Origin of the sequence: Bacteroides sp. OF04-15BH (assembly GCF_003477995.1) — a bacterium.
GTDB lineage: Bacteria > Bacteroidota > Bacteroidia > Bacteroidales > Bacteroidaceae > Paraprevotella.
In genome coordinates, this window is record NZ_QUEM01000012.1 from 72117 (window position 1) to 97649 (window position 25533).

26 protein-coding genes and 1 pseudogene are annotated in these 25533 nt (G+C 44.9%); 4 read left to right on the plus strand and 23 right to left on the minus strand.

Features of this window, described 5'->3' with window-relative positions; all coding sequences use genetic code 11:
* Positions 1-1050, minus strand: a complete 1050-nt coding sequence (locus DXA74_RS07305) for a ParA family protein (RefSeq protein ID WP_008674632.1) — start codon at positions 1048-1050, stop codon at positions 1-3.
* 422 nt (positions 1051-1472) lie between these two features.
* Here DXA74_RS07305 and mobA point away from each other — a divergent pair, with 422 nt between their 5' ends.
* Genes mobA through mobC form a run of 3 tightly spaced genes read left to right on the plus strand, consistent with a single transcriptional unit; the run spans position 1473 to position 5169 of the window.
* Complete coding sequence (gene mobA, locus DXA74_RS07315) at positions 1473-1898, plus strand: conjugal transfer protein MobA (protein WP_118526182.1); 426 nt, start codon at positions 1473-1475, stop codon at positions 1896-1898.
* A complete protein-coding gene (mobB, locus tag DXA74_RS07320; protein WP_118526184.1) occupies positions 1877-3127 on the plus strand; it encodes a conjugal transfer protein MobB in 1251 nt (416 codons plus the stop codon). Before mobA ends, mobB begins: the two co-directional genes overlap by 22 nt.
* A gap of 32 nt (positions 3128-3159) precedes the next feature.
* Positions 3160-5169: a conjugal transfer protein MobC gene (mobC, locus tag DXA74_RS07325; protein WP_118526185.1), complete on the plus strand. Its 2010-nt coding sequence runs from the start codon at positions 3160-3162 to the stop codon at positions 5167-5169.
* 58 nt (positions 5170-5227) lie between these two features.
* Here the strand turns inward: mobC and DXA74_RS07330 are convergent, their stop codons facing one another.
* The 10 genes from DXA74_RS07330 to DXA74_RS07375 form a co-directional block, all read right to left on the minus strand.
* Positions 5228-5680 carry a hypothetical protein gene (locus DXA74_RS07330; RefSeq protein WP_118526187.1) on the minus strand — a complete coding sequence of 151 codons (453 nt, stop codon included), beginning with the start codon at positions 5678-5680 and terminating at the stop codon, positions 5228-5230.
* A 6-nt stretch (positions 5681-5686) separates the two neighbouring features.
* Positions 5687-6625, minus strand: a complete 939-nt coding sequence (locus DXA74_RS07335) for an Abi family protein (protein ID WP_118526233.1) — start codon at positions 6623-6625, stop codon at positions 5687-5689.
* 186 nt (positions 6626-6811) lie between these two features.
* Positions 6812-7426: an RteC domain-containing protein gene (locus tag DXA74_RS07340; RefSeq protein WP_118526189.1), complete on the minus strand. Its 615-nt coding sequence runs from the start codon at positions 7424-7426 to the stop codon at positions 6812-6814.
* 237 nt (positions 7427-7663) lie between these two features.
* On the minus strand, positions 7664-8092 hold the full coding sequence (locus DXA74_RS07345) for a dihydrofolate reductase family protein (protein WP_118526191.1): 429 nt from the start codon (positions 8090-8092) through the stop codon (positions 7664-7666).
* A gap of 283 nt (positions 8093-8375) precedes the next feature.
* Complete coding sequence (locus DXA74_RS07350; RefSeq protein WP_118526193.1) at positions 8376-9704, minus strand: sigma-54 dependent transcriptional regulator; 1329 nt, start codon at positions 9702-9704, stop codon at positions 8376-8378.
* On the minus strand, positions 9691-12006 hold the full coding sequence (locus DXA74_RS07355) for a hybrid sensor histidine kinase/response regulator (protein ID WP_118526195.1): 2316 nt from the start codon (positions 12004-12006) through the stop codon (positions 9691-9693). Before DXA74_RS07355 ends, DXA74_RS07350 begins: the two co-directional genes overlap by 14 nt.
* Positions 12007-12039: 33 nt before the next feature.
* Positions 12040-12903: a helix-turn-helix domain-containing protein gene (locus tag DXA74_RS07360; RefSeq protein ID WP_118526197.1), complete on the minus strand. Its 864-nt coding sequence runs from the start codon at positions 12901-12903 to the stop codon at positions 12040-12042.
* A 134-nt stretch (positions 12904-13037) separates the two neighbouring features.
* Complete coding sequence (locus tag DXA74_RS07365) at positions 13038-13553, minus strand: transcription initiation factor IID (RefSeq protein WP_118526199.1); 516 nt, start codon at positions 13551-13553, stop codon at positions 13038-13040.
* 11 nt (positions 13554-13564) lie between these two features.
* On the minus strand, positions 13565-14128 hold the full coding sequence (locus tag DXA74_RS07370; RefSeq protein ID WP_147401049.1) for a hypothetical protein: 564 nt from the start codon (positions 14126-14128) through the stop codon (positions 13565-13567).
* A gap of 34 nt (positions 14129-14162) precedes the next feature.
* Positions 14163-14570 carry a hypothetical protein gene (locus tag DXA74_RS07375; RefSeq protein ID WP_118526201.1) on the minus strand — a complete coding sequence of 136 codons (408 nt, stop codon included), beginning with the start codon at positions 14568-14570 and terminating at the stop codon, positions 14163-14165.
* Between the two features lie 261 nt (positions 14571-14831).
* Between DXA74_RS07375 and DXA74_RS07380 the strand changes: the two genes are divergently transcribed.
* Complete coding sequence (locus DXA74_RS07380; RefSeq protein WP_118526203.1) at positions 14832-15566, plus strand: hypothetical protein; 735 nt, start codon at positions 14832-14834, stop codon at positions 15564-15566.
* 57 nt (positions 15567-15623) lie between these two features.
* Here the strand turns inward: DXA74_RS07380 and DXA74_RS07385 are convergent, their stop codons facing one another.
* From DXA74_RS07385 to DXA74_RS07440, 12 genes and pseudogenes are all read right to left on the minus strand, one after another.
* Entirely contained in the window at positions 15624-16376 is a 753-nt protein-coding gene (locus DXA74_RS07385) for a hypothetical protein (protein WP_118526205.1), read from the minus strand.
* A 72-nt stretch (positions 16377-16448) separates the two neighbouring features.
* Positions 16449-17387: a hypothetical protein gene (locus DXA74_RS16440; protein WP_199666120.1), complete on the minus strand. Its 939-nt coding sequence runs from the start codon at positions 17385-17387 to the stop codon at positions 16449-16451.
* Between the two features lie 108 nt (positions 17388-17495).
* Positions 17496-18287 (minus strand): DKNYY domain-containing protein, encoded by a 792-nt coding sequence (locus tag DXA74_RS07395; RefSeq protein WP_118526207.1) that lies wholly within the window; start codon positions 18285-18287, stop codon positions 17496-17498.
* Between the two features lie 63 nt (positions 18288-18350).
* A complete protein-coding gene (locus DXA74_RS07400; RefSeq protein ID WP_118526209.1) occupies positions 18351-18905 on the minus strand; it encodes an imm11 family protein in 555 nt (184 codons plus the stop codon).
* 103 nt (positions 18906-19008) lie between these two features.
* Positions 19009-19530: a hypothetical protein gene (locus tag DXA74_RS07405; RefSeq protein WP_118526211.1), complete on the minus strand. Its 522-nt coding sequence runs from the start codon at positions 19528-19530 to the stop codon at positions 19009-19011.
* A gap of 11 nt (positions 19531-19541) precedes the next feature.
* Entirely contained in the window at positions 19542-20243 is a 702-nt protein-coding gene (locus DXA74_RS07410) for a PoNe immunity protein domain-containing protein (RefSeq protein ID WP_118526213.1), read from the minus strand.
* 82 nt (positions 20244-20325) lie between these two features.
* Positions 20326-20916 (minus strand): T6SS immunity protein Tdi1 domain-containing protein, encoded by a 591-nt coding sequence (locus DXA74_RS07415; RefSeq protein ID WP_118526235.1) that lies wholly within the window; start codon positions 20914-20916, stop codon positions 20326-20328.
* A gap of 154 nt (positions 20917-21070) precedes the next feature.
* Complete coding sequence (locus tag DXA74_RS07420; RefSeq protein WP_018711319.1) at positions 21071-21565, minus strand: hypothetical protein; 495 nt, start codon at positions 21563-21565, stop codon at positions 21071-21073.
* A 53-nt stretch (positions 21566-21618) separates the two neighbouring features.
* On the minus strand, positions 21619-22290 hold the full coding sequence (locus tag DXA74_RS07425) for a hypothetical protein (RefSeq protein ID WP_117515665.1): 672 nt from the start codon (positions 22288-22290) through the stop codon (positions 21619-21621).
* A gap of 64 nt (positions 22291-22354) precedes the next feature.
* The gene (locus tag DXA74_RS07430; RefSeq protein ID WP_087383452.1) at positions 22355-22969 is read right to left on the minus strand and encodes a suppressor of fused domain protein; all 615 of its coding nucleotides are present in this window, start codon (positions 22967-22969) and stop codon (positions 22355-22357) included.
* Between the two features lie 115 nt (positions 22970-23084).
* On the minus strand, positions 23085-24191 hold the full coding sequence (locus DXA74_RS07435) for a site-specific integrase (protein WP_118526217.1): 1107 nt from the start codon (positions 24189-24191) through the stop codon (positions 23085-23087).
* Between the two features lie 214 nt (positions 24192-24405).
* Positions 24406-25533 (minus strand): annotated as a pseudogene (locus tag DXA74_RS07440) (helicase); the annotation flags it as partial.

The window sequence follows — 25533 nt, forward strand, 5'->3', positions numbered from 1 at the left end:
TCACTGCGGTCTGATGATGTCGCTTATCTCTTCGGAAAACTCACGGATGCCGCTTCCTTTCAGCAGTGCCGTGTCCATCGGGAAGATAGTGGAGCGGAAAACGCTCCTGCGCTCTTCCGATAGGTCGCGGCGGAACTTCTTGCTGTCGGGCAGGCGGGTGGAAAGCACCGGAAAGCCCATTTCGGCTATCACTTCTTCGTAGATGCCGTACAGGTCGTTCCTCTCCCTGCCGTCCACCATCGTCCAGAACAGATAAAGCCCCTTTGTTTTCGCCTGCCCGGTCGTCATCAGCCTGTCGCGGAACATCGTGACGAATTTCAGGGTACTCTCCACGACGAAGCGATCGGCACTAAGGGGCGTGAAGATGTAGTCCATCTGCGATAGCGTCTTTATCACGCCGTTGCTCCGGAGTGTTCCCGGCATGTCGAAGAAAACCACGTCGGGCTTCATGACCTCGGCGGCGATCATCCTTTCCGCATCGTCGAGGGCGTTCACCGCGTTGCTCTTGATGACCGGATAGGCGTTCTTCTTTATCTTGCGGAAATGGTCGCACGCGAGAGCCTTGAAGTAGATGCTCCCGCCGATGAGTGCCGTCTCATGTTCGCGCAGACCGTGGATGCTGTGCTGCGGATCATCGCAGTCAACGACGGCGACATTGTAGCCCTTCACGTTGTGGAGGTAGCTGGCGGCGAGTGCCGTGACGGTGGATTTGCCAATGCCACCTTTCTGTGTTGCGAATGCAACGAAGATTTCTTTACTCATGGTTCTATTCAGTTTAATTGTTGATGATTTTATTTTCTGTTTACATGCGGATTGAATTACCGCATTATCCGTTTCCGTGAACAGGCACACGGGCGGGTCACCACGTATCCGGTTCTGCGGTGAAGCGGTGCGGCGGACAAGTGATGAATGACGACATTGCGTCATGAAGTCATTGAATCCATACGTCATCGGATTGTCGGACAACCGGGTTTCCGACGGTTCGGGTATCCGTTTCGGCAAGTGTCCGCCGAAGCGGTTGTCCGGGTATTTGAATGTTCCTTTCCTCATATCTTCAAACCGTTCGTTTCTTGAATCATGCTGCAAATAAACAAGTATATTTTTGAACCTGTATCACTTCTCCAGCAAGTGGCGGCATGTTGCGCCGGTTGGCAGCCATTGACCGGGTCAAGCATCTGTCCATTACCGCTTTAAGGGCGTAACTTTGCACCCGGACGGCAGGGTTCGCCGATGGCGTGCGGGCCGGAGTCCTGAAAGGTATTTTCCCAATCCGTCCCCTGACGGATTTTTATGTTCACCTGAACATAGCAAGGTATGTTTTCAGCCGCTCAAAATATTTTGAGCATCCCGGAAAACGCCTTGCCCTTGCAGGGGGCGGGCTTCCCCTCCGAAGTCGGGAAGCCTTTCAAACCTGCGGTATCTGTGCCCCGAAGCAGCGGCTTATGCCGTCAAACCGCTAAATCCAATTTTATATGAGTGAAAAAAAGAGTAAGGCAGGGAGAAATCCCAAAATTGATCCAGCGGTGTTCCGCTACACCGTCCGTTTCAACGAGGAGGAACACAACCGTTTCCTCTCCATGTTCGAGAAATCGGGTGTTTACGCCAAGTCGGTTTTCATCAAGGCGCACTTCTTCGGGCAGCCTTTCAAGGTGATGAAAGTGGACAGGACGCTGGTGGACTACTACACCAAGCTGTCTGATTTTCATGCGCAGTTCCGCGCTGTCGGCACGAACTACAACCAAGTCGTGAAGGAATTGCGTTGCCATTTCTCCGAGAAAAAGGCGATGGCGTTGCTCTACAAGCTGGAAGGGCAGACCGTGGAACTCGTGAAACTGAGCCGCCGGATTGTGGAACTTTCAAAAGAGCTGGAGGCGAAATGGTCGCAAAAATCAGTGTAGGAAATTCGTTGTACGGCGCACTCGCCTACAACGGGGAGAAGATTAACGAAGCGAAAGGGCGGCTGCTCACCGCCAACCGCATCTACAATGACGGTTCGGGAACGGTGGACATCCATAGGGCTATGGAGGATTTTCTATCCTTCATGCCTACGCAGTCGAGGGTGGAGAAACCGGTGGTGCATATATCTCTCAACCCGCACCCGGAGGATGTGCTGACCGACACGGAGCTTCAGGACATCGCACGCGAGTATCTGGAAAAGATGGGCTACGGCAACCAGCCGTATCTTGTGTTCAAACACGAGGACATCAACCGCCACCACCTGCATATCGTGACGGTCAGGGTGGACGAAAACGGCAGGAGCATCGACACCCGAAACAATTTCTACCGCAGCAAGCAGATTACCCGTGAGCTGGAACAGAAGTATGGGCTTCACGATGCGGAACGCCGGAACCGCCGTCTTGATACACCGCTGCACAAGGTGGACGCTTCGGCAGGCGATGTGAAGAAGCAGGTAGGGAACACGGTCAAGGCGTTGAACGTGCAGTACCGTTTCCAGTCGATGGGTGAATACCGTGCCCTCCTTTCCTTGTATAATGTGACGGTGGAGGAAGCGCGGGGCAATGTACGCGGAAGGGAGTATCATGGGCTGGTTTATTCTGCCACCGATGATGCAGGGAACAAGGTGGGCAACCCTTTCAAGTCTTCGCTCTTCGGGAAGACTGTCGGCTATGAAGCCGTAGAGAGGAAGTTTGCCCGTTCCAAACAGGAGATTAAAGACAGGAAACTCGCCGAAATGACGAAGCGCACCGTCCTTTCCGTGCTGGAAAACACGTATGACAAGGAAACATTCGTTTCCCGGCTCAAGGAGAAAGGGATTGATACGGTATTACGCCATACGGAGGAAGGGCGCATCTATGGGGTCACTTTCATCGACCACCGCACGGGATGCGTGCTGAACGGCTCACGCATGGGCAAGGAACTTTCCGCCAATGCCTTGCAGGAACACTTCACGCTGCCTTATGCCGGACAGCCGCCGCTCACGCTTTCCATTCCGGTGGAAAACGGGGAAGATATGTGCGGGCCGGCCGTTTCCGGGTATGATGACACGGAGGGCGGCATGGGCTTGCTCTCTCCCGAAGGTCCGGCGGTGGATGCCGAGGAGGAAGCCTTCATCCGGGCGATGCGGCGCAAGAGGAAAAAGAAGAAGCGCAAGGGCTTGGGAATGTAACAGAAGTATCAACAATTAAAAATTTTCAACGTATGTCACAACAAGAAGACGATTTGAGGGCACTGGCGAAAATCATGGATTTCCTGCGTGCCGTGAGTATTATTTTAGTGGTCATGAACGTGTACTGGTTCTGCTATGAAGCCATAAGTCTGTGGGGATTGGACATCGGCGTGGTGGACAAAATCCTGATGAACTTCAACCGCACGGCAGGATTGTTCCGTTCCGTCCTTTACACGAAGCTGTTCGCCCTTCTTCTGCTTGCCCTCTCCTGCATGGGCACGAAGGGGGTCAAGGGAGAGAAAATCACTTGGCAAAAGATATGGGCGGTGCTTGCCGCCGGGTTCGTGCTCTTTTTCCTGAACTGGTGGATACTGGCTTTGCCGCTCCCGGTGGAAGCGGTCGCGGCTCTGTATATCCTTACTATCGGCACGGGCTATGTCTGCCTGATGATGGGCGGTTTGTGGATGAGCCGCCTGTTGAAACTCAACCTGATGGATGACGTGTTCAACAACGAGAACGAGAGCTTCATGCAGGAAACACGGCTTATCGAAAGCGAGTATTCAGTCAATCTGCCCACTCGCTTCTACTACAAGAAGCGTTGGAACAACGGCTGGATAAACGTGGTGAACCCGTTCCGTGCCTCCATCGTATTGGGCACGCCGGGCAGCGGAAAGTCCTATGCGGTGGTAAACTCTTTCATCAAGCAGCAGATTGAGAAGGGCTTCTCGATGTATGTCTATGATTTCAAATTCAGTGACTTATCGACCATTGCCTACAACCATCTGCTCAACCACCCGGAGGGATACAAGGTGAAGCCGAAGTTCTATGTGATAAACTTCGATGACCCGCGACGCAGCCACCGCTGCAATCCCATACACCCGGATTTTATGGAGGATATTACAGACGCTTACGAGAGCGCGTACACCATCATGCTCAACCTCAATAAGAGTTGGGTGCAGAAGCAGGGCGACTTTTTTGTGGAATCACCTATCATTTTGTTTGCCAGTATTATATGGTATTTGAAAATCTATCAGAACGGCAAATACTGTACGTTCCCTCATGCCATTGAGTTCCTGAACCGCCGTTATGAGGATATTTTTCCGATATTGACCTCTTACCCGGAACTGGAAAACTACCTCTCACCGTTTATGGATGCGTGGCTCGGTGGAGCAGCAGAGCAGCTCATGGGGCAGATCGCTTCGGCAAAAATTCCGCTGTCGAGGATGATTTCCCCGCAGCTCTATTGGGTCATGTCCGACAGCGAATTTACGCTGGACATCAACAATCCCGAAGAGCCGAAAATCCTCTGTGTCGGCAACAATCCCGACCGTCAGAACATCTACGGGGCGGCTCTCGGTCTGTATAATTCCCGTATCGTGAAGCTCATCAATAAGAAGGGGATGTTGAAGTCGTCGGTCATCATTGACGAGCTGCCCACGATATACTTCAAGGGGTTGGACAACCTTATCGCCACCGCACGAAGCAACAAGGTGGCGGTGTGTCTGGGCTTTCAGGATTTCAGCCAGTTGGTGCGCGACTATGGCGACAAAGAAGCCAAAGTCGTGATGAACACCGTCGGCAATATCTTCTCAGGTCAGGTGGTGGGCGAAACCGCCAAGACGCTTTCGGAACGCTTTGGAAAGGTGTTGCAGAAAAGGCAGTCCATTTCCATCAACCGGCAGGACGTTTCCACCTCCATCAACACGCAGATGGATGCGCTTATCCCACCGAGCAAGATTTCCGGCTTGACGCAGGGAATGTTTGTCGGTTCGGTGTCTGACAATTTCAACGAGCGCATCGAGCAGAAGATTTTCCATTGTGAGATTGTCGTGGATGCCGAAAAGGTGAAGCGTGAGGAAAAAGCCTATAAGAAGATACCCGTCATTACCGACTTCACGGATGAGGACGGCAACGACTGCATGAAGGAAACGGTACAGGCGAATTACAGGCGCATCAAGGAGGAAGTGAAACAAATCGTGAAAGACGAGCTGGAACGAATCGCTGGTGACGAGAACCTGAAACATCTGTTGCAGCAGAAATAACAGATTGGCGACAAAATAAAGGGCGGTGCAAGTTTGATACCTTGCTCCGCCCTTTGTCTTAATCCTGATTTTCAGAAATTTCCTCTTTAAGCAATTTGTTTATGGTCGTTATCGTATGGGTCTGAAAGTAGTTTTTCAGCTCGGCATCATCTTTCAGAAGTATGCCGCATTCTTCATCATAAGTTCCTATGATGTACTTTTTTAGTTCGGAGAAACTGTCCGCAAACGGTATCTGTCTGTTTTCCTGCCAGTATTCGGTTGTGACTTCGGTGATAAACGCTTTCAACACGGCTTTTTCTTCTTTGCCCAGTTTTTTGAAACGTATAGTTTCACGGTTCACGGGTAACGGCTCCGGAAAAATATCCTCCGGATTCTTGCCGCTACGCATGGCTGACATACAACTCTTGCAGATATGCCGGGCGTGTCCCTTTCCGCTGAATTTCTCGTTCGCCTTGTAGTCGCCACAGATACGACAATAGTGTCCCTGCTGTTTTTTCTTCTTCTTCTCCATATGATTCTATTCTGACATCTTTTTCCAGATCGGTTCCTCTTCCCAACGGTTGAAGAAACCTATTTTGTAGATGGGCACATCCGCATATTCCTTAAACAATGCCAGTAACTTCTCCTTGAACGTATGTCCCTCGTCTATGGCATTGCAGAGGTATAGCATGGCTGTAATCACATAGAACGGCTTTTTCTGCTGTACCTCGGTCAACGGGCGGGAAAGCCATGCTATTCGCGGATTGCGGATTTCACAAGGGCGTTTGACCATATTCCGGCTCCATACTCTGGAATGGTGCGCGATGATGTTGCGCATATATGAAATGGCTTCCAGCCATCCCGACAGTTCACTGTGTAAATTTAACCCCATATCATTGGCTATTGCCGATTTTTCGGGCAGCTGGTGGTTGAGGTTCTTGTATATCTTGGAAAGTGTGCCGAATGTGGCCACCTCAAATATAATCCACGCATCCGGGTATTCGTCAAGTATCCTTTCTCCGTCTGTATTCGTAACAAGATGCTTGCGCTTGTAGTCCTTCACGAATATCTCGTTGCTCCGCAAGAACTCTTCCATCAGTTCTTTGAGGTGCCGGGCATGGAAAGCGGCATCCGCGAACAGCTTCGGGTCACGATACCAGAGCCCTCCGTAAGATTGTGACAGATGATAAATCATCTTTGTACGCAGGGTGATTTCTATTGTTTCGATGGCATCGAATAAAATAAGGCGCAGTTCTTTATCAAAATAATAGCGTGTGACGACATCTTCCAGATTGGAATCAGGCTGGAACAGATGACGGGTCTTGTCATACTGCATATCCCACCAATAGCCTTTCAGACGATAGTAGCTGATATGGGCCAGATGCCGGGCGGCAAAAATTTCATCCCCGACAATCATCCCCCTTTGTTTGAGCAGTTCTATTTGTTCTTCAATGGAACGTGATTTCTTGTTTGCCATACCGTTATAAAAAAGAATGACCCGCCGGCAGATCTTACGGTATGCCAAACGGGTACTGTTATCGTTGAACACGGCCTGAGCCGCATATCATCTTAATTACGTAGCAAAGATAAGCCTTTTTTGCGTAACGCACAAGAAATAAATTGCTTTTTATTCAGATAATGGACGGGAATTTCTCAAGAACAGCTATTTTCTTTTCAATTCCGCTTCCTCATCCCTTCTTATACGCTCGTTCAGCCTCTCCTGCATTTGTTCGAGAAAATGCGTATGGCTGATTGTTTTCCGTCGTTTGATGTCGGTGTAGAAGCGGTAGCAGTCTTTGGCTTCGACACCGAAAATCCGGTACAGCAGCGGGGCAAGCTGTTTGAGCGGCATCTCACCGTTGTTGATGCAGCCCATCTCATAGATGCCGTAGATAAGTTCCACAAGGTCGATGGCGTTGCCAGTCCATTGAAGCAGCGGAGTGGGATTGTCGGATGGCGTTTCGGCTGAGGAGTGGAGGTTGGATAGTGGCGGCACTTGGGGAGTGGTAAGGAACTTCTGCATCTTCCTCACGAAAGAGAGTGCTTTTCCGATATAGGCGGCGGCTTCCTTGCGTTCTTCGGATAACAGACGCACGGGGTGGTGTTGCAACTCGATTTCAATATAAGCCAGTGCGATAGCGGTATGGCTCGCATGGATGCTGCCGCACAGTTCGATTACTTGGTTGGCGAAAGCCATATATGCCGTTTCCATATTGCAGTCTCCGGCTTCATTGATACGGCGGAAGAACTCGGTATCCGCCAGTAAGAAATAGTTCATATCCTGTCAATTTTGAAATTCAACATTTTGATGTTAGGGTGCGCACATGAATATGTACGGCAAAAAGTGCGTCAAAACGGACAGAATCTTCAGTGTTTTATTTATAATATACTGATTATCAATGATATTAAAATAAATATTTGTATTTTGAGAAGGTTCGCGGTCAAGCAGAAGTGTTCACTTTCCGAACATTTGTACTTTTTCGGTACTTTAATAATAGGATAGCAAGTCGTTTTTTCAGGCTGTTCTTTCGGAAGTCATACGATTATAGATATGGCAGGTCACGCCATTGGGAAATTTCTTTTGTGATACAAGCGTCCATTTGACCAGTGGCAGGGCGGACCGGAAAAAAAACGTTCCTGTCCCGGCTATGAAAGGAACGGTGTAGAGGATGATTTCATCCACCACCTGCATACGCAGCAGTCCGTTGATATAATCTGTCTTTTCGGGAGAGGCTTCCGCCAGATAGCAGGTATCCGTTTCATGTCTTCTCCATTCCTCCAGCATGGAGATGGAGTAATCCGGTGTGATATGATAAAGGGCGTTCTCCTTTATCTCATTGATGCCGCAACAGTCAAGGCACAGTTCCTTATACGATTTGCCATGCAACTCGGAAGCAAGACACCCGTCCATTGAGAGGACGGCAAGAACCTGAACTTTTCCCATAATCGTTCCCTTTCGTTTCGTTCGGCAAGGGCAAAAAAGCAGCGTGCAAACACACTACTTCTAATGGAGGCTCTGGTAAAGCCTTTACGGAGAGTACGTGAATGCACGCTATGCGTAGGCATAGCATAAGCTTCACGCAATCGTCTCCGTAGTGTAAATTTTCCAGATTTCCATTAGGACGCCTTGCGGTCTTATGTTATATATATGCGGCGGATGGACTTTCCAAAACGCCGTTACCTTCTAATATGTCATGCAAATATAGCCATTTTCAGTGAATTGCGGGCTATGATTGCTCAAATTTATACTTCAAACCATACTCTTCCAGCTTTTTATAGAGTGTCGTCCTGCCTATTCCCAGTATTTTGGCGGCGGTATAACGGTTTCCTCCGGATTGTTTCAGGGCACGCATGATCCGTTCCTTTTCCTCTTCATCGTTGCGCAGGGCGAAACCGGCAGCAGCGGATGTTTCCGCCAAGCCAAGTTCCAGATGTGCCTTTCTGATGATACCTTCCTGTGCCTGCAATACTGCTCCCATAATCTTTTGCCGCAGTTCGCGCACATTGCCCGGCCACGGGTGTAACAGCAATGCTTTCCGGGCTTCGGAACTGAACCCTTCCACGCGGCACTCCAGTTCCTGATTGGCTGTCTCGCGGAAGAACTCCGCCAATGGCAGGATGTCTTCCTGGCAGTCGCGCAAAGGCGGGACGTTAATCTCGAAGTCGTGCAGGCGGTACAGCAGATCCTGCCGGAAACGCTTCTCGCTTACAGCCTTCTCCAGATTCTCGTTGGTGGCGGCAATGATACGTACATTGAAACTTCTGTCCGCCTTGTCGCCTACGGGACGGTACCGCCGTTCCTGTATGGCACGAAGCAGCAGCTGTTGCGTCTCCAACGCCAGATTGCCTACCTCGTCCAAAAACAGCGTACCGCCATCTGCCTCGTGGAAATATCCTTGCGTGGCGTTGTCAGCACCCGTAAATGCGCCCTTGACATGCCCGAAAAATGCAGACGGGGCAAGTCGGGCGGAGAGCGAGCCGCAATCCACCGGTACGAAGGGTTTGCCAGAACGCTTGCTCTTTTCATGCAGGTGATGGGCTATATGCTCCTTGCCTGTACCGTTCTCACCGAGTATCAGCACGCTCATATCGGTAGGGGCAACTAACTTTATACGCTTCATGACGGCACGGAAAGCCGAACCGTCACGGGCAAACACGGGCATATGCCATGCTCTGCCGTCCTGTTCTTTCAGAATGTTGCGGAGCAGCGGGACCAGCCTGTCCTCGACCAGCAGTTTGGGTATGTAGTCCAGCGAGCCGAGTTTCATGCTTTCCACGGCGGTATGCACCTCGGCGTAATCGGTCATGATGATGAACGGCAATGCCAGCCCTTCTTTCCGCATCCACCGCAACAGGTCTATGCCGTTACCGTCAGGCAGGCGCAGATCGGAAAGCACTATATCCCCGTCAGAGGCTTGTTGCAGGAGTTTCCTCGCCGTTGCAAGCCGGTAAGACTGTACCGTATGGAATCCCTCCCGTACCAGCATGTTGCAGACAAACTCGCAGTACACGATGTTGTCTTCTACCACGATAACCGTTGTCTTATTCTTGACCATACTTCCTCCTTTCCTCTTTCGACAGCCGGATAATTTCCGCACCCTTCTCCAGAACGCCGTCCACCGCATGGGACAATGCTTCATTGTCCGGAGTTCCTTCACCGTGCAGCAGCCTGTAGAGCACCTTTAGCGGTTGGTCTGCGCGGAGTATCTCCCACGAGCTGCGCAGATGATGCGTAAGTGCGTTCAGTCCTTCCAGGTCGTTACGGTATTTCGCTTCCCTGAGTGCCTGCATCTCCTTTTCTGTTTCCGTTGTCAGTTTATCCAGCATGGCGGCTTCGTTGCCATAGGACAGCAGTGATGAGAAATCCGGTCTTCCGGATTGTTCCACTTTCATTGCACATCGGTCGGTTACTGCCATCAGCTCGGAAATTGAGAACGGCTTGAAAAGGCTGCCCGTAAAACCGTGCGCCTGCAGTTCCTCCGCGTCGCAACTACCCGAACCGGTCGTCACGACAACAGGAATGGTCCTTGAATTGCCCACGTTCGAGGAGCGCAGCAGCTCCAGCAGCTCGAAGCCGTTTATCTCCGCCATGTTCAGGTCGGTCAGCAGCAGACTGTAGTCTTTCCTGCGTACCAACTCCACCAGTTCTGCCACATTGGTGCAGATGTCGCAACGGACGCCCTCGTGGATATACATTTCCTTCATCATCTGTAGTGATACCTCGTCATTGTCAATGGCAATGACATCCCGGTACATCGGGACACAACGGGCAGGGGATTTCACATCCGGCATAGGTGTCTCTTCTATAATTTGTACGGGTATTTCTGCGATGAAACGGCTTCCTTCTCCTTTCTCGCTCTCTACCCGGATACTGCCACCGAGCATATTCACGATATGGCGCACGATGGAGAGCCCCAGTCCGAAACCGTCCTGTGTGGCGGCATTTGAAAGCCGCTCGAACGCTCCGAACACCCGTTGCTGCTCCTCGGCAGTCATGCCCGTACCTGTATCTTCCACTGTCAGCACCAAGTTTCCATCCTGAAAATCAGTTGTCAGTGACACATGCCCGTTCTCGGTGAACTTGATGGCGTTGGATAGCAGGTTGTTCCCGATTTGCAGGATGCGCTCCTTGTCGGTTATGACAAAGGCATCCGCACGGTTCTCCACCTTCAGGACCAGCCCCTTGTGCATGGCTGCGGGTGCAAACTCGGTTTCAAGTGTTTGTGTGAGGATGGAAATACGGCAGGGGGACAGGCAGGGCTGTTCCTTGCCGCTGTCCAGCCGGAAGAAGGCAAGAAGCGTGTTGAGCATTCTTCGCATACGGTCGGAGGATTGGCGGATGTTCCGCATGTATTTTGCGGTTTTCTCCGGATCGTGCTCTTTTTCTATCAGCCCGGTGTAACCCATAATGGCGTTCAGCGGGGTGCGCAGCTCATGGGTGATTGTATGTACCGCTTTCTTGCGCGAGGCTATCAGTGCCTCGTTCTGCCGGAGGGATTCCTGCTGCTTCCCAATCAGCTCGGCTGTCCTGCGCTTGTATTGCCCGATGCGGCTGGCATCGCGGTGTATCACGAAAAAGAGCACCAGCAATAGCGCAAGGGCAAATACCGCCAGTCCGCCGATTTGCATGAAAATCCGTTCCCTTTCGGATGCGGTCTCGGCTTCCTGCCGTTGCAGGTCTTCCTGCACATTGCCGTCTATCTGCCGGACCAGCTGTTGCAACTGCCGGTTAAGCATGGCATTCCTCCCGGCAAGCTTGTCGGTCTGTTCCGAAAGCAGCCTGTCCTGCAGGTTCTGTTCCGCTATCACATGGCTGTTGAGCGAGTGGAGCATGGCCGTGGCGGATGTGGGCGTATCGTCCTCTTTCTTACCGAATAAACCCAGAAATCCCTTGCGTTTCGGCTTGCGGGCGGCTTCGTCCGCACTCTTCCGTGCTATGGCGGGCACTCTGTCGGCTATCTGCCTGTGGAGGGTCTTTTGCCGGAGATACAGTGCGGCAAGATCATTCAGTTGCGATTCCTTGTTTGCCAGTATCCTGCGCAGGCTGTCTATTCCTTTCTGTTCGGAACAGAACACGTTGCGGAAAGAACACAGCGTGCTGTCGATAACCATCCTTTGCAAGTGGTATTCTTCCTTGTCGCTGTCCGTCCATTCCATGACGGTTTCTCCGAGAAATGAAAGCCCGGCTATTTGCATGTTGAGCCGGTTGATGCTTTTACGCAGCCCGTTGGTTGTATTATTCTTTTGTTCAAGCAATTCCAGTGTATACTGTTCGTTATGAAAAATATATGCAGCCAGCAGCACCAGCAGGAATATGGATATATAGCCTGCTGCAATCAGTATTCGGTATAGTCTCATGTACGCTTCGGGGTGTCATTATCGGTAACACGCTTAGGAGTGGTTATTGTAATAAGCCAGTCTTCTCTCACACCATTTTTCATACCCTTCCCGTTTCAGTTTACCCGGTCTTTTGAGCATTCTCTTAAGGCAGAAATCGTGGAAGTTGCTCTTGGAAAGGAAATGGTTGCGCTCTGCCACTTCCTTCAGGGTAAGTTCGGGACGGTAGGTCATGTCTTCCATGATGCGGCTGATACGTTCACGTCTGAGCCATTCGGTAGCCGAACAGCCGTAGTATGCCTCGAATTTCTCCCGGAATCGGGAATAACTCATGCCAAACATGCGTGCCATGTTTTCAGCCGTAAAGGTATGCCACTTGTACATTTTTACTTTCAGCCGGAAAACAGCTTTTTCCAGTTCCTTCATCCGGCTTTCCGCATACTGCATCTCAAATTCTTTCAGCGGTGTGGCGATATGGCGGAGCGCGTCACGCCGTGCCCTGAAGAAATAGTCGCATACCCGGTTTGTCACGCAGTTCAGATAGGAGCGTCCCCTCATGCAGCGGAGCAGGTCGCAAAAAAACATCAGTTCTGCCGTCCGGTATCCCGCCTCATAGATGGCAACAAGGTCGTTGCTCAGGTAGCAATAGGCAAAATTTTCCGGTGAACAGGCAACCAGAGCCATATAGGGCTTGTAGTCCTGCTGTTCCAGTGTGGGTAGATACGGGAATTGCCGCAATGCGTCCACTGTCAGACGCATTGCTTCCGTGTCATGTGCGAAACTTTCCATTTCGCAGAGCATTCTCCGCACGGAATACCTTTTCTCTACGAGTTCTTCTGCCTTGTCTGCGATGCTGTGCAGGGTGGCGGCTTGGGGATTTGCTTCGGCTGTCCGCCTTAAAAGATCTGTCAGTTTCATTGCTGTTGTTTTTTGATGCAAAGTTCGCATATCCTGCGGTTACGGCAGTTCCAAATCTTACCGAAAACTCCAACAGAAGTGCGCTTTTCAGTAAAAAAGGAACAGTTTCGGGAGAATCCTTCTCATTTCAATGGCTATAATACCCCGTCATTCAGCAAGCTATAATAGACCAATAAGAAATACATTGCATCTCCTGCAATCAGTGCTGTAAGCCGCTGCTTGAATTTCAGGTCATACTTTTCCTCCTTCAGTCTTCTCAGTTCCCTGAACATATCGCTGAAATCAACGGGTGTCCAGCTTAGCAGGTGGACAGGTAGTAGAACAATGATACCTGGGAGACGCCTCATTCCATAGGACATATAAAATGGAGCGAACAGGAACATCGGGATAAGTTCCCACCAGTGGTAACTGACATTCCAGTTCTTCTCTCTTTTTTTGTCGAGCCGTGCCTGTTCCGCAAGGGCGGCGGCATCCAGCCTTCTCATGAAGGCTTCCTCTTTCTCTTCCATGATGTCGGCTATCACCTTGTCATCCACTCCGCGCCGGTACAGTTCCTCTTTCGCCTGCCTGACCTTCTTTTCCGGATATACTCCGGTTACATTGTTGGCTATCATCAGTAGCTCATTGGTATCGTATTCCTTGATTTTCATTGTTCTCTAATTTAACCTGTTCCACTTTCTTTTCCCTCAGTTTCATTGTATTTCCTTATACCCGTCAGAGACCCTTCTTGGCTCGAAAACGGATAATAACCACTGTCCCGCATGGCTATTAATGCCTCTTCTGTTGCTTTCGGGCCATCGTTGAGAGAACCGGGTAAAAGGATATACCTGATTCTGTTGCATCCTTTCCTGTCTTCGAAGACAACGATGAACCGGGAACGTGTCAGGTATCTTACTCCTTTCTTGAACCGGACAGAACGAATCTTGTCCCGCTCTATTAATGCCGAACTTGAACTTTTTTGAAAGATACTTCTCAAGACATTGAACAATAACCATGCGCTTGTCAGCCCCAACCACAGACACATGGGCAGATGGTCTCTGTCCATGTAGGCCAGCCACGCGAGCAACAATCCGGTTATGGTATAGAAAACCAGATGTTTCCACAGTCTTTGTTCCTCGTTCTTGAGATTGACCTCTTCCGGATTGCCATTTCTGGCCATTATTATTTTATCCGGATACAGGTAGCAGTATCCGATCATAGTCTTGAAACGTATCACTTTCTCCATATTCATTTCACTTGTTATTCCTTTATATTGACAATCAGTTCTTCCTATCTTTCTGTATTGCATATTCAATCAGATTGACAGCGACCTTCAATCCGATATATATGCCGAGAATAAAAGGCATGAACATAACCAGAGGCGAATCGTCGGAATCAGTGAAGAAGCACAATATGGCGACTATATACAGCGCTTTCTCATAATAATAATAAAACCAGAGAAAAGGAGTCAGAAATAGTTCCCGCTGCATGGTGTACAATAAGGGGCGCTGCTCTTTTTTTCTGTTCATTTCACAATAAAGAATGATGGCCATCAATATGATGACCGCACTCACAAACCAAGTCCCGGCTATGATTTCGGGAAACAATAACTTCAATACGAGCAATATACAGATACCTGTAGTGGATGCTTCATTCAAATAATAAATCTTAGGCACCATGTTATTCATTCAATTTAATGGTTCAGTCTGTTTTTCTATAAATATAGCTTCTTTCTTTTGAAGCAGAAGTCATATACTTATATTAAAGTTACATTTTATGATTATTTATACATATTTCACACTGTCGTTTTGCCTTCGCTCTCGCCATTTTAGTATTTTGGTATCAATTATAGGCACTTGCCGTTTTGTTACGACTGAGACAGAATGTATGAATACAGGATTGATAGCTGAATTGAAGGTCAGTTATAAGACAAATAAATGAAGAGATGTATGGATACGGGATTCATAAACAGAATTAAAGGATATGCCGCCTTGTTCATGGCGGTAATGGCAGCAATCTTGCTTGTTCCTCTGGACGGTTATTCCAGTGAGAGGGAATATCCCGATGTGATATTGGACACCAGATTGGAAGCTGATGTTTTTTCAGGTGGATCTCTGCAGGCGGTTTTCGAAAAAAATGGATGGATGTTCTATATGTTGGATATACGGGATTTGACTGATAGAGAAATGGCTTGCGGACATATCCTACCCTTGACACCATCCTACTCGCAGTATTATGTAAGGTATTGGAACAACGGCAGACTTTCAATGATCGTAGAGTGTGTGGCAAATCTGCCGGTGGGAATCCAGACTTTTTATGATGAAAATGGGAATATATCAGAGCAGGTGGATTACAGTAAAAAATTCGGTAAAATGTCCCCACAAGATATATTGTCCATACTGGAGAGAGAAAAGGTTATTTCCTTGTCAGATGGAAAATCACGTAGAGCGTCATCAGAAGGATTTGAATTTTCTTTCAATTTAAATTATAATGAAAAGACAAGAATATGGCTTGCGGATATTAATCTCGATTTTGAGAAGGGACCGGAAGCAAACCCTGTCTCTCCTTTTTACAGAAAATACGCCCGCTACAGCATCGACGGGGAAACCGGCAGGGTTCTGGATGTCGTGTATGAAACCAGGTATGAAGAATCAGAATATGACGAAGTGTATGTCTTTATATGATTACTATTAATGGCTAAGCGGGGAACGCTGTAAGCGTTATCACACTTTGTTATAAACTCAATTCATTTTGCATGATTGGCTTTCTTTAATTTTCCACCATTCCTGTTCTTCCACCTCACGAGCCTTTTGTATCTCGTCCGTTGTCAGATTTTCATTGTGATAGGCATTATATAGATTTTCCCAACCATTCTTACGATATTTCGGTGATACAACCCATTCGCCTGCATCATTAAACAGGCAGAAGTTTGCAGGAGTATCGGGTATAATCTCATCTGCCCAAGAACAGACTTTTGTCAGTCCCTTTGCGGATTTCCACTTACCCCGATATTCAGATAAGTTCAATTTCAGTTCTGCTATTTCATTCCGTCCTTTCTCTATTTGTTGTCCACTTATCCGATACCCCTGCTTGAAAGAACCGGAGAATGTACCGCTATATCGTTTATCTCCGTATTCCACAAACGAGTAATGCCCGTATATGAAACCGTCCACTTCCGTATATTCACTTTTTATCATTTGGGAACAGGAAGAAATGCTATCTACACAAACCTTTCCCTTAAACGGACAGATTACGGATAATCGGGTACGACTGATACCCTTTATCTCATATTCTCTACTATCCATTTTCCGAACTTCGGTAATATGAATATCAATTCGGCTACAATCTTCTCCTAATATGCCAATCATGCTTAAATTGTCAAACAAGCCCGAAAGGTCTTGCTGCAAAATATCCGCTTTATGATTTTGTGGATAGGCTACTCCACAAAACCAAAAGAGTAAAAAGATACTGATATGGTATATTTTCTGTTTCATATTTTGCATTACTGTTTATAATGGTTTGACAAGGAGCTGCGTTTAGCAGCTGACTTGGCTTGTTAGGCATATTTATATATCGAGTAATAATTTTCTCACTGTTATATCAAGAAACAGATTTTCTATCGTCAATTTTAATTCGTTAAAATCGTTTTGTTCAAGTGGAGAAAACAATAGTTTGATATGTTGATATATACCAGCATTCCAAGGTCTATTCTCATTTACATAAATTGATAAACTACCGTTTGATATATTATATTCAAAAAAATCTGTATCAAAATATTCTCCATTTGAAGGATCATTTAATTCCATATAAACCTTTTCATCCATCTCACCCTTTGTGATTTTATAATATCCTTCATCAGTTATACAATATAGCGTACTAATACCATTATTATTTAAGGGAGTAAAAGACATTTCATTGACGACAAGTACTTTGGACTGGACATTCAACGTTTCTTCTTCTCGAATACAGCATAACTTTGGATTACGGATATGTTCCAACAGTTTTGAAGCTCTTTCTGCTACTGATACATCCTTATTTTGAATAAAACTTTCCAACAATTGAATATTCTGTCCTATTAAATCCATAATACTTAAGTAGATAAATTGGCAATCAATTGTTTTTAATGTTTTAAGAGTTTCATTATCAAGGTTGCCGTCAAAATCTGAATCAAGAAGTATGGATTTGAGTTCCTCATATTTTTCTAAGTCTTTTTTTGATGGCTTAGAATCTTCTTGTTTATGAAACATGGCAGCTTCTACAAGAACATTGATATGTTGTAATATATTGCTATTGTTTGCTTTATTGGTTGATAATAAGTAAAAATAGAATTTTAACCCCCAAGGACTAACTCTATATAAGGTCGCTTGATGCTCAAGTCTATCTATGACATATTGATAATCTTGTTCATCTGCTTTACCTTCATACATTTTGATAAAGCAATCCTTTAGATGCTTGGAATTATTTTCATATGCTGTAGCAAATCTATTCCACGGAAAATTATTCATACATATTAGAAAATCCATAACTCAAGTATTGTATTTATTATGCCTAATGGTTTGGTGAGAAACAGCGTTCAGCTGTTATCTTGACCTTGTTATCAATGAATTGTAAATTCAGATATTTCGTCGTTTCTCATATTCTTCTTGACTGACTTCTTCTCCCCACAAATAATAATGTTTTTTATCTTTTGCGAAAATATCCCAGCCATCTTTTCTTGTTTCTACAAAAAAGGTAGTAGGATCAGCACCTTTGATTTCTCGATTTAGATAAAAACATCTATTAGCATCCTTTGAATGTAAGGCTGAAACTTTTATCCAACTATTGGGAGATGCCTTATTTAATTTCTTCTTTCCATAAAATACGGATTGGCTATCCATTCCATATAAGCCGTCATTCAAGGAACAGAAAGTTTTGGGATCTGCAGCCTTTATAATTGTTGGCTTACCAGAACAGTCATAATAAAACACAAAATTACAATCCTTACCATATCCATAAGGATAGATAAAGCCGTTATTAAAGTACATTCCGCTATCACATATTTGAAATGAATTGGCGTCTGCTTCTTTTATTATTCCACATAATGTCCAAACGTGATTTCTATCTTTTGCATAAGTCCAGTTTAAGCTATGAAATGAAGCTGCATCGGCACTTCTTAAAGGCTTAGCTCCTGCATAGCATTTGTTTTTATCTTTAGCAAAAGTCATTGTAAGACAGATTACAAAACTATCGATGTCTGCCTTCTTCACTTCTTCATCTCCCCAATAGACTCTTTTGCCATCATTTCTATATGAATGGTGATAGTCACATACCTCTGATATATCAATCTTTATATTAGGATGTTCTACCAATAAAGAATGAATATAAGACTTTAATTCTTCTGTTGAACGAAATTCTAAATTGCTCATTTTATTGATAATGGTTTGACAAGAAGCTGCGTTAAGCAGCTAAATTGGCTTGTTATCAGTGGTTTATTCAGCAATACCTGCACAGGTAAATTTTAATCCAGTAATTGAATTTTGTTTCACTAAATCTATAAATTCATCTGTACAATAATAACTACCATTAAATATACTATCTCGAAATATGATATATGATTCGATATTTTTTTTACTAAAGACACAGTTATTTTCTCTCACCATCATCAAGATTTCTTCATTGCTTTTAGACTCTGTATCTAAGGCTTTTACCGTATTTAGAACATTTATAAAATAATAATCTGAAGTGTTTCCAACCACATTGACTGGTAAAACTTCTATCTGGTCTTTCAGCTTTTCAGAGAGCAATAAAGAGGTTCTTTTATTTACTATCAGATGACCTGAAAAAAAACAAGAAGCATCAAAGTCTTCACTTCGCTTGTCTTTCTTTTTACTTTTATCTCTAAATAATTCTAAGTTAAGACCTTTCCATCCACTAATGAGTGATTGACCTCTAAAATCCCATATACCTTTATTCAATTCATCATTTTCCTTGAATACGAAGAACTTATAATTATCAAAGTCTTGTCCGATTTTATATATTTTCATAATCTCATACTATTAAATTACTGATAATGGTTCAGCGGGGAACGGCTTGTCCGTTATCCTGCTTCGTTAACATCATATTTTATTCTCATTCCAGTGTACCATATCAATACACCATAATAACAAGGTCTTTTTGCGCTTCAACGGCTTCATCGAAAATGAAATTCAAGTCGTCCATTTCCTGCTCGTAATCATAATCTCCGATACCGTTACCCTCTTGTAGTGAGGTGTATTCCGTCCACTTGCTCTCCAAGTCTGAAACGGGTATGCTGATGATATAGGGAAAATCACTGCTCAATGGAATAGGGATGAATGTACTTTGGCTATCCAATTGCCAAAGGTTTTCCGCACAGTAGATTTGCGTTCCATAATGGTTGCAAATCTTTTCATATACATACCCGTACATGAAAGCAATTTCGGGATAACGGATTTCTCCGTTCACTATATCTGCCAACGCTGCATAAGCATCTTTATCCGTGTTCAGACTATCGCTGAAATAATCGTTCAGAGTGTCAAGTTCCTGCTTCAACGCCGCCTTTAATTGGTTTATAAGCTGATTATCACAAGTTCCGTAAACAGACTTTACCCTATCGGCTTCTGTCAAATATGCACAAACAGAGTAACTCATACCTTATCTTTTTATTTAATGTTATCGTTCCAGTGTACCATGTCGTATGGATAGTAGGGCAACCCTTTCAGGCTACTATCATCCAGCCCCAAGACCTTGACCAATGCACCGCTTTCAAAACTCCAATAGCCGTCATGATTAATACCATATTTATGGTCGTCGTGCCAAGATAAATCAGAATGACCTCGATACCATTCTTTTTTGAGGTATTTTTCCAATCGTTTCACAGCTTCTGTCTTATCTTGTTCTGCCAACTCTGTAACAGTAATAGCAGCTTGATAGGGTGACGGATATAATACTTTGTTTGTAGTCCTTTCCCAATCTGGGAATCTGTATCTAATCAAGGTGTCATAAATATAGTCTTTTGCTTCTCTGTCTTTTATCAGTTGCACTAAACTCTGTATAAGGTCATCTTCATAATCCAACATGATACCTATTGACAGAAGCCACAACATTTCAATATAAAATCCGTTATCCGTCCAAAATCTCGGCATCGTTTTGATGGTTTCCACATAATTATTTTTCAGATTATCAATATCCTGTCCCATAGAATACTGTACCAGTAAATAACGAAGCCTATAATTGAACAAAGAATCGTAACCTATATGTTTTCCTGAAAGATGCATTTGTTCATAATAACTAATATCTTCATCATACATTTTCAGTTGCTTCAAATACTGTTCTTCTGTAAAAAGTTTATCTCTTATTTCCATTATGGTACACTGTTTTTGATGTTAATGGTTCAGCAGAGAACGGCTTGCCGTTATCCTGCTTCGTTATCAACCTATTCTATATTCACCATTTATCTGCAACTTCAAATTCGCCGATTGTTTGGGTACAAATGTCTATGTACGGAATGGTCTTGACTATCTTGATGTTTTCAATATCCTCACTTCCTCCCAAAGCCAAAAGTAGAGAATATCCGAAACACTCGTCATAGTCTGGAGTTCCGAGTTTCTCCTGTATTACAGGATAATTTTCTAAATCAAACCAGCCTTTCAAGAAACTTTCATTTACCATGACCTTATTAAAAATCGCACGAAGATTAGCGGGAAGTATTAAATATGTTCCGTATCTGACATTCAGATAAACAACGTAATTATTCAGTCTCGGATTCTTTACATAAGCAAAGAGATCTCCGAAAGCCGTACACATGAATGGTAGAAATGATTGGTCATCCTCCTTTTCAAAACAGGAGTTTATCACATCCTGATAATCGGACGGATTGATGAGCTTAAACAGCCCATTACAAAAACTTCCCAACCCGACCTCCTGCCATAAAGTATTCAGTTCGGGATAAGACAAATCAGCATATTTAGCTATAAAAGTATCATCTACTGCTTGCCTCTTACTATTGAGGCTTTTTTCTAAAAATTCTTCGTACATATTTCTACGCTTTATGGTTGATAATGGTTTAGCGGGGAACGCTGTCAAGCGTTATCACGCTTTGTTACCGATATTTTTTACTTATTTTGATTTATAAAATTTCGATGAAGAAATGAGATAAAGCTATTTACTCGCCTTCTCTGATAAACTATAATTACCATTGTTCATATTTTCTTCTACTTACTATTTTACCGTTTTTTATTTCCTCAAACCTTTCTTCAAGCAATGGGATAAAAACAACAGCATCAAAATCAAGAAAGCGTTCTTTATATTTCAAGATAACATCTTTGAAATATAGGAATATATCATCACAAAGTGCCTTTCTTGTTTCAATTTCGGACAAGTTATCATATTTGTCAATTGTGAGCATTTGGTCTATTATAAGTTTATCATCTTTTTTAAGGTATCTGTAAAATGATTTTAAGTTGCCACCTTCTATATTTTCAGAAAGGAAAAATCTAAGAATTGCGTCAATTGCAATATGACTATATTGAGGATCAAGAGTAGTTAGTTTGGTCGAATTTGATTCTTGCCAATCAAAATCGTTTAAGCCATCTATAATTTCATCTAAAATCTTTTGATTCTTAAATGCTGTTTCAGGTGTTCTACCTCCTTGCGATTGATATGTAATTCTTAAAAATAGTCCCATAATGAAATTAATTTATTTTGTTATTATCGGTAATGGTTTGGTGAGAGACAACGTTAAGTTGTTTTCTCGACCTTGTTAGCGTTTGATTGGATAAAATCAAGAGTTCCTAATATATTCTTTCTACTTGAAACCAATCTGTTTATTTTCATACGAATGCCATCTAATCTCATTTCTTTATCCAAGCAATCATCTCTCTTTTCTTGTTCTGACTTTTCGGAAGATAACTCCAAAAGTTTAGCATCCAATTTTTGTATTTCAAACTTCATTTTGTCCGTCCATTCATCAAGCCGTTTAGGATTATTTTTTGCCAACAAGAACGGATATTGAAGGTCTGTATCATCTTTTGACCAAATATCTAACAAATATTCAATGGAATATTTGTTTTCCAACTTATTCAGCATAGAATCAAGTTCACATAAAAGCCAACTTTTTAATCGCTCTATATCAGTTTGAGGATTTATTTTTATCCATGAACTTTTTTCTTCTGCAATACTCCCGCCAGCAAAGCTTAATTTCCTACCCGATAGTTCTGTAAATTCACGGCAAAACAAAAAGTAATTTATTCTGAAATTTTCAGTATGTTCCTCTTTGTAATATCGTTGGCTTTGAATTTCGACTTCTATCTGAAACAATCCCATATCTTTAATAAAACGCATTCCTTTATTTTGGAATGCCTTGCTTTTCATATATGGTTTAATGATTGCTTGTATTATTTCTTTTCTCATATATCAACGCTAATGGTATGCAGCTTGCCGCCGTTAGGTGGCACAGGTGCTTGTTAGCTGCTTGTTACACTATACTTCCTCTTTTATAATCAGTTATGGAATGCCCTAATTGAGTTATTAATTCTTGAACAGTTAATCGTTTGTCCATTATTTGTTGAAGTTCATTATTAGTTACACCAACCAACTGGACAAATTGGAGTTTTCCATTTGGGGTTGTAATTTCTCCAGCTTCATCAAGAATGGTAACGAAACCTGTTAATTCAGACAATCCTTCTGAGTCAATTCCATTCGTTTGACCAGTATAGATATATTCAAAAGGTTGGAATATAGAACCATTTGAGAACGTTTCTCCTGCCAAGGATTGTAAGATGCCACAAACACATTCTAACTCATTTTGGACATTGTTCAAAGACGATTTTTTTAATTTCAAAGTAAATTCAAAACCGTAACCGCTATATTCCTTATCTTCGGATTCTTTTTCATAAAGTTCAGACAATCCGTAAGATACAAAATGAAAGAAATCGTCACTTTCATACACATTTATATTATCTAACGGATCTCCTCCAAGTCTGTATGAAAACAATGGAGCGAAATGTAGTGGTTCCGTTTGCTTTGGATATAGTTTTAGGAATGTGTCTGTTATTGCATTCCATCCTGTCATGTTTTTTTCTTCTTCCATACTACTTTTACTTTTTGTTTTGCAGCTAATTTGTTTATAAATACACCTTTAGGTGTAGGATATTTCGATAACCGACACCCGGCAGGTGTGTTTCCTGATCTCTAATAGCTGCACCCTATGAATCATCCAGTGAATCAAGCGGATTGGGTATTTTGGCTTTGTGGGCATTCGAGGTATGAAGGTATATGGCTGTAGTTTTTATGTCGTTGTGTCCCAGCAATTCCTGTATCGTGTGCAAGTCTGTCCCTTGTTCCAAAAGGTGGGTGGCAAACGAGTGGCGGAGCATGTGAACATGCACCCGGTGCTTGATACCTGCACGTTGTGCGGCTTCTTTCAGCACTTTCACCAGTGCGCTTGCCGAGTATTGCTCTCCGGGCGTTTCGCCTTCAAACAACCATTTTTTCGGGCGGTATTCCCGGAAATACTGCCGCAGTTCTTCCAGCAGTTTGGGCGAAAGCAACGAATAGCGGCATTTCTTTCCCTTACCCATGATGCGCACAGACATCGTTTCACTGTTGATGTCTTTGGGTGTGAGGTTCAGCAGTTCACTACGCCGCAATCCGGCAGAATAAACTAAAGAAATCATACAGCGATGCTTGATGTTGGATAGCTGGTCAAGAATACGCTTTATCTCGTTCTTGCTCAATACTTCCGGAACGGTCTTGTATTCTTTGGCTCGTGTGATGCCGCCGTAATACTGCCGTATTCCGCCTTTCACTTGCTCGTAGTAGAACTTGATGGCGTTGATGCGCATATTCTGTTGTGATACGGAAATTTTCTTTTCGTTCACGAGGTAGAGAATGTACCTGTTGATGTCTGCCACTTTCAGACGGTCGATGTTACGTCCTTTGTGGTATTCCATGAAGTCGCTGAAATAGGCCCGATAGGTTTTTATGGTCGAGGGGCTATAACGCTTTTGTTCCAGCAGTTCAAGATAGCCTTCCGGCAGCGTGTATTCCCGTTTGGGCTTGGGATGCCTTACATAAACCCTGCTGTAATCAATGTATGCGTGTGGGGAATATCGGTCATAAAATTCAGAAAGATTGAACTTTTCTTTATATATTCTGGCGATACCGGCATTATCTATTATCACACCATGATCACTACACAACAAATGGGCAATTGTCGGATTTCCCGCATAGTCAATTCTTATGCAGTGTCTGCCGTCCCGCTCCTCTGGATATAGGACAATCTGTTCGTGTTGTCGGCATATCTTGTCCATACCTTTTTATGTATTGTATCATTTCCCCAAATATATGATAAAGTTTTCATTTAGAATGATTATTCTGTGATTTTTTTAAGTAAATCGGCTATAATATAAATTCTATGTCTTTTATTTAGTACTGGATAACAAATAAAATGTAACACATATAACTCTTCCGTGTTTTCGGAAGTAGTTATTGTGTTACATAAAATGATAATATAATTCACTTTGACTACAGCTTCATGCCCTTCGGTTCCGTCAGCCCCGGTCTTCCGATAACCAGATGGCTGCGTATGAAATCCATGTGCGGACTTTCCGGCTGCTGTTCCGTCTGTTTCTTCTCGCTGTCTTGCCGGTTCTCTTCCGTGCTTTCCGGCGTCGGTGGAGCCAGCTCCAGCTGTATCTTGCGGTCAAGGGCGGCAAGCTCGGACTTCAGCTGTTTCAGTTCGTCCTCCTTCTTCCATACCTTACCCGCTATCTCCTGCAACTGCGGAATCTCCTTTTCCAGCACCTCGTTCTTCGCCTTGTACTGGTCAATGGTGGAAGGTATCTTCTCCAGCGCGTTCAGGAAATTGCGCGCGGCGGCTACCGGGTCAGCCATTGCCAGATGCCCGTTGTTGTAGGTGTACTTGTAGTTTCCCTCCACCACGAAGCGGTTGTCTGTAAACTCCAGTCCCTCTTTGAGCGTCCTTTCGCTGACCACCTTGACGGGGAAGCCGTACAGTTCCCCAATCGGTTTGTACAGTCCGCCCGTAGTGGCGTTCCTGGCTATCTCCTGCAAACGCTTCCCGATAACCTTCTCGTCGGTGGAGTCCACGCCGTCCACCCTGACCGCATTCAGCCGGTTGCCATCCTTGTCTGTCCGGGCAGCGGCAAGGAACCTGTTCCAGTCCTCTGTCATGGCTTCAATGGCCGCCGTGTTGCCGCCCAGCTCCTTGACCTTGGTTTCCAGCTTGAACTCAGAATCGCGCCTGCCCTTGTGGAACGACTTGCGCTCTCCTTCGAGCGAGGCGATACGCTTCTCCAGTTTCGCCTTGTCGAGCAGGTCGGTGTTGCCGGAGAGCAACGCCATGTATTCCGAGAAGTTCATGCCCGATTTTTCGTCCATCGCCCCCTCGTCGATGGTACGTGCGCCCATCGCGCCGCTTTTCAGCTGCGAGATGAAGGTCTGCTTGCAGTGCAGCAGGTTGAACTTGTAGCTGTCCAGCGACTTCTCCACCGCATAGATGATGACATCCACGTTGTTCCCCGCAAAGTGCTTGGCAATCTCGTTGCCGGCCCTGACACCACGCCCGTCACGCTGTTGCAGGTCGGACGGGCGATCGGGTAGGTCAAGGGCATTACTGCCCTCTTCCCCCCT

Coding starts and splice junctions, on each gene's coding strand:
- DXA74_RS07305 (WP_008674632.1), bottom strand. CDS start 1,050: ATGAGGAAAGGAACATTCAAATACCCGGACAACCGCTTCGGCGGACAC.
- mobA (WP_118526182.1), top strand. CDS start 1,473: ATGAGTGAAAAAAAGAGTAAGGCAGGGAGAAATCCCAAAATTGATCCA.
- mobB (WP_118526184.1), top strand. CDS start 1,877: ATGGTCGCAAAAATCAGTGTAGGAAATTCGTTGTACGGCGCACTCGCC.
- mobC (WP_118526185.1), top strand. CDS start 3,160: ATGTCACAACAAGAAGACGATTTGAGGGCACTGGCGAAAATCATGGAT.
- DXA74_RS07330 (WP_118526187.1), bottom strand. CDS start 5,680: ATGGAGAAGAAGAAGAAAAAACAGCAGGGACACTATTGTCGTATCTGT.
- DXA74_RS07335 (WP_118526233.1), bottom strand. CDS start 6,625: ATGGCAAACAAGAAATCACGTTCCATTGAAGAACAAATAGAACTGCTC.
- DXA74_RS07340 (WP_118526189.1), bottom strand. CDS start 7,426: ATGAACTATTTCTTACTGGCGGATACCGAGTTCTTCCGCCGTATCAAT.
- DXA74_RS07345 (WP_118526191.1), bottom strand. CDS start 8,092: ATGGGAAAAGTTCAGGTTCTTGCCGTCCTCTCAATGGACGGGTGTCTT.
- DXA74_RS07350 (WP_118526193.1), bottom strand. CDS start 9,704: ATGGTCAAGAATAAGACAACGGTTATCGTGGTAGAAGACAACATCGTG.
- DXA74_RS07355 (WP_118526195.1), bottom strand. CDS start 12,006: ATGAGACTATACCGAATACTGATTGCAGCAGGCTATATATCCATATTC.
- DXA74_RS07360 (WP_118526197.1), bottom strand. CDS start 12,903: ATGAAACTGACAGATCTTTTAAGGCGGACAGCCGAAGCAAATCCCCAA.
- DXA74_RS07365 (WP_118526199.1), bottom strand. CDS start 13,553: ATGAAAATCAAGGAATACGATACCAATGAGCTACTGATGATAGCCAAC.
- DXA74_RS07370 (WP_147401049.1), bottom strand. CDS start 14,128: ATGGAGAAAGTGATACGTTTCAAGACTATGATCGGATACTGCTACCTG.
- DXA74_RS07375 (WP_118526201.1), bottom strand. CDS start 14,570: ATGAATAACATGGTGCCTAAGATTTATTATTTGAATGAAGCATCCACT.
- DXA74_RS07380 (WP_118526203.1), top strand. CDS start 14,832: ATGGATACGGGATTCATAAACAGAATTAAAGGATATGCCGCCTTGTTC.
- DXA74_RS07385 (WP_118526205.1), bottom strand. CDS start 16,376: ATGAAACAGAAAATATACCATATCAGTATCTTTTTACTCTTTTGGTTT.
- DXA74_RS16440 (WP_199666120.1), bottom strand. CDS start 17,387: ATGAATAATTTTCCGTGGAATAGATTTGCTACAGCATATGAAAATAAT.
- DXA74_RS07395 (WP_118526207.1), bottom strand. CDS start 18,287: ATGAGCAATTTAGAATTTCGTTCAACAGAAGAATTAAAGTCTTATATT.
- DXA74_RS07400 (WP_118526209.1), bottom strand. CDS start 18,905: ATGAAAATATATAAAATCGGACAAGACTTTGATAATTATAAGTTCTTC.
- DXA74_RS07405 (WP_118526211.1), bottom strand. CDS start 19,530: ATGAGTTACTCTGTTTGTGCATATTTGACAGAAGCCGATAGGGTAAAG.
- DXA74_RS07410 (WP_118526213.1), bottom strand. CDS start 20,243: ATGGAAATAAGAGATAAACTTTTTACAGAAGAACAGTATTTGAAGCAA.
- DXA74_RS07415 (WP_118526235.1), bottom strand. CDS start 20,916: ATGTACGAAGAATTTTTAGAAAAAAGCCTCAATAGTAAGAGGCAAGCA.
- DXA74_RS07420 (WP_018711319.1), bottom strand. CDS start 21,565: ATGGGACTATTTTTAAGAATTACATATCAATCGCAAGGAGGTAGAACA.
- DXA74_RS07425 (WP_117515665.1), bottom strand. CDS start 22,290: ATGAGAAAAGAAATAATACAAGCAATCATTAAACCATATATGAAAAGC.
- DXA74_RS07430 (WP_087383452.1), bottom strand. CDS start 22,969: ATGGAAGAAGAAAAAAACATGACAGGATGGAATGCAATAACAGACACA.
- DXA74_RS07435 (WP_118526217.1), bottom strand. CDS start 24,191: ATGGACAAGATATGCCGACAACACGAACAGATTGTCCTATATCCAGAG.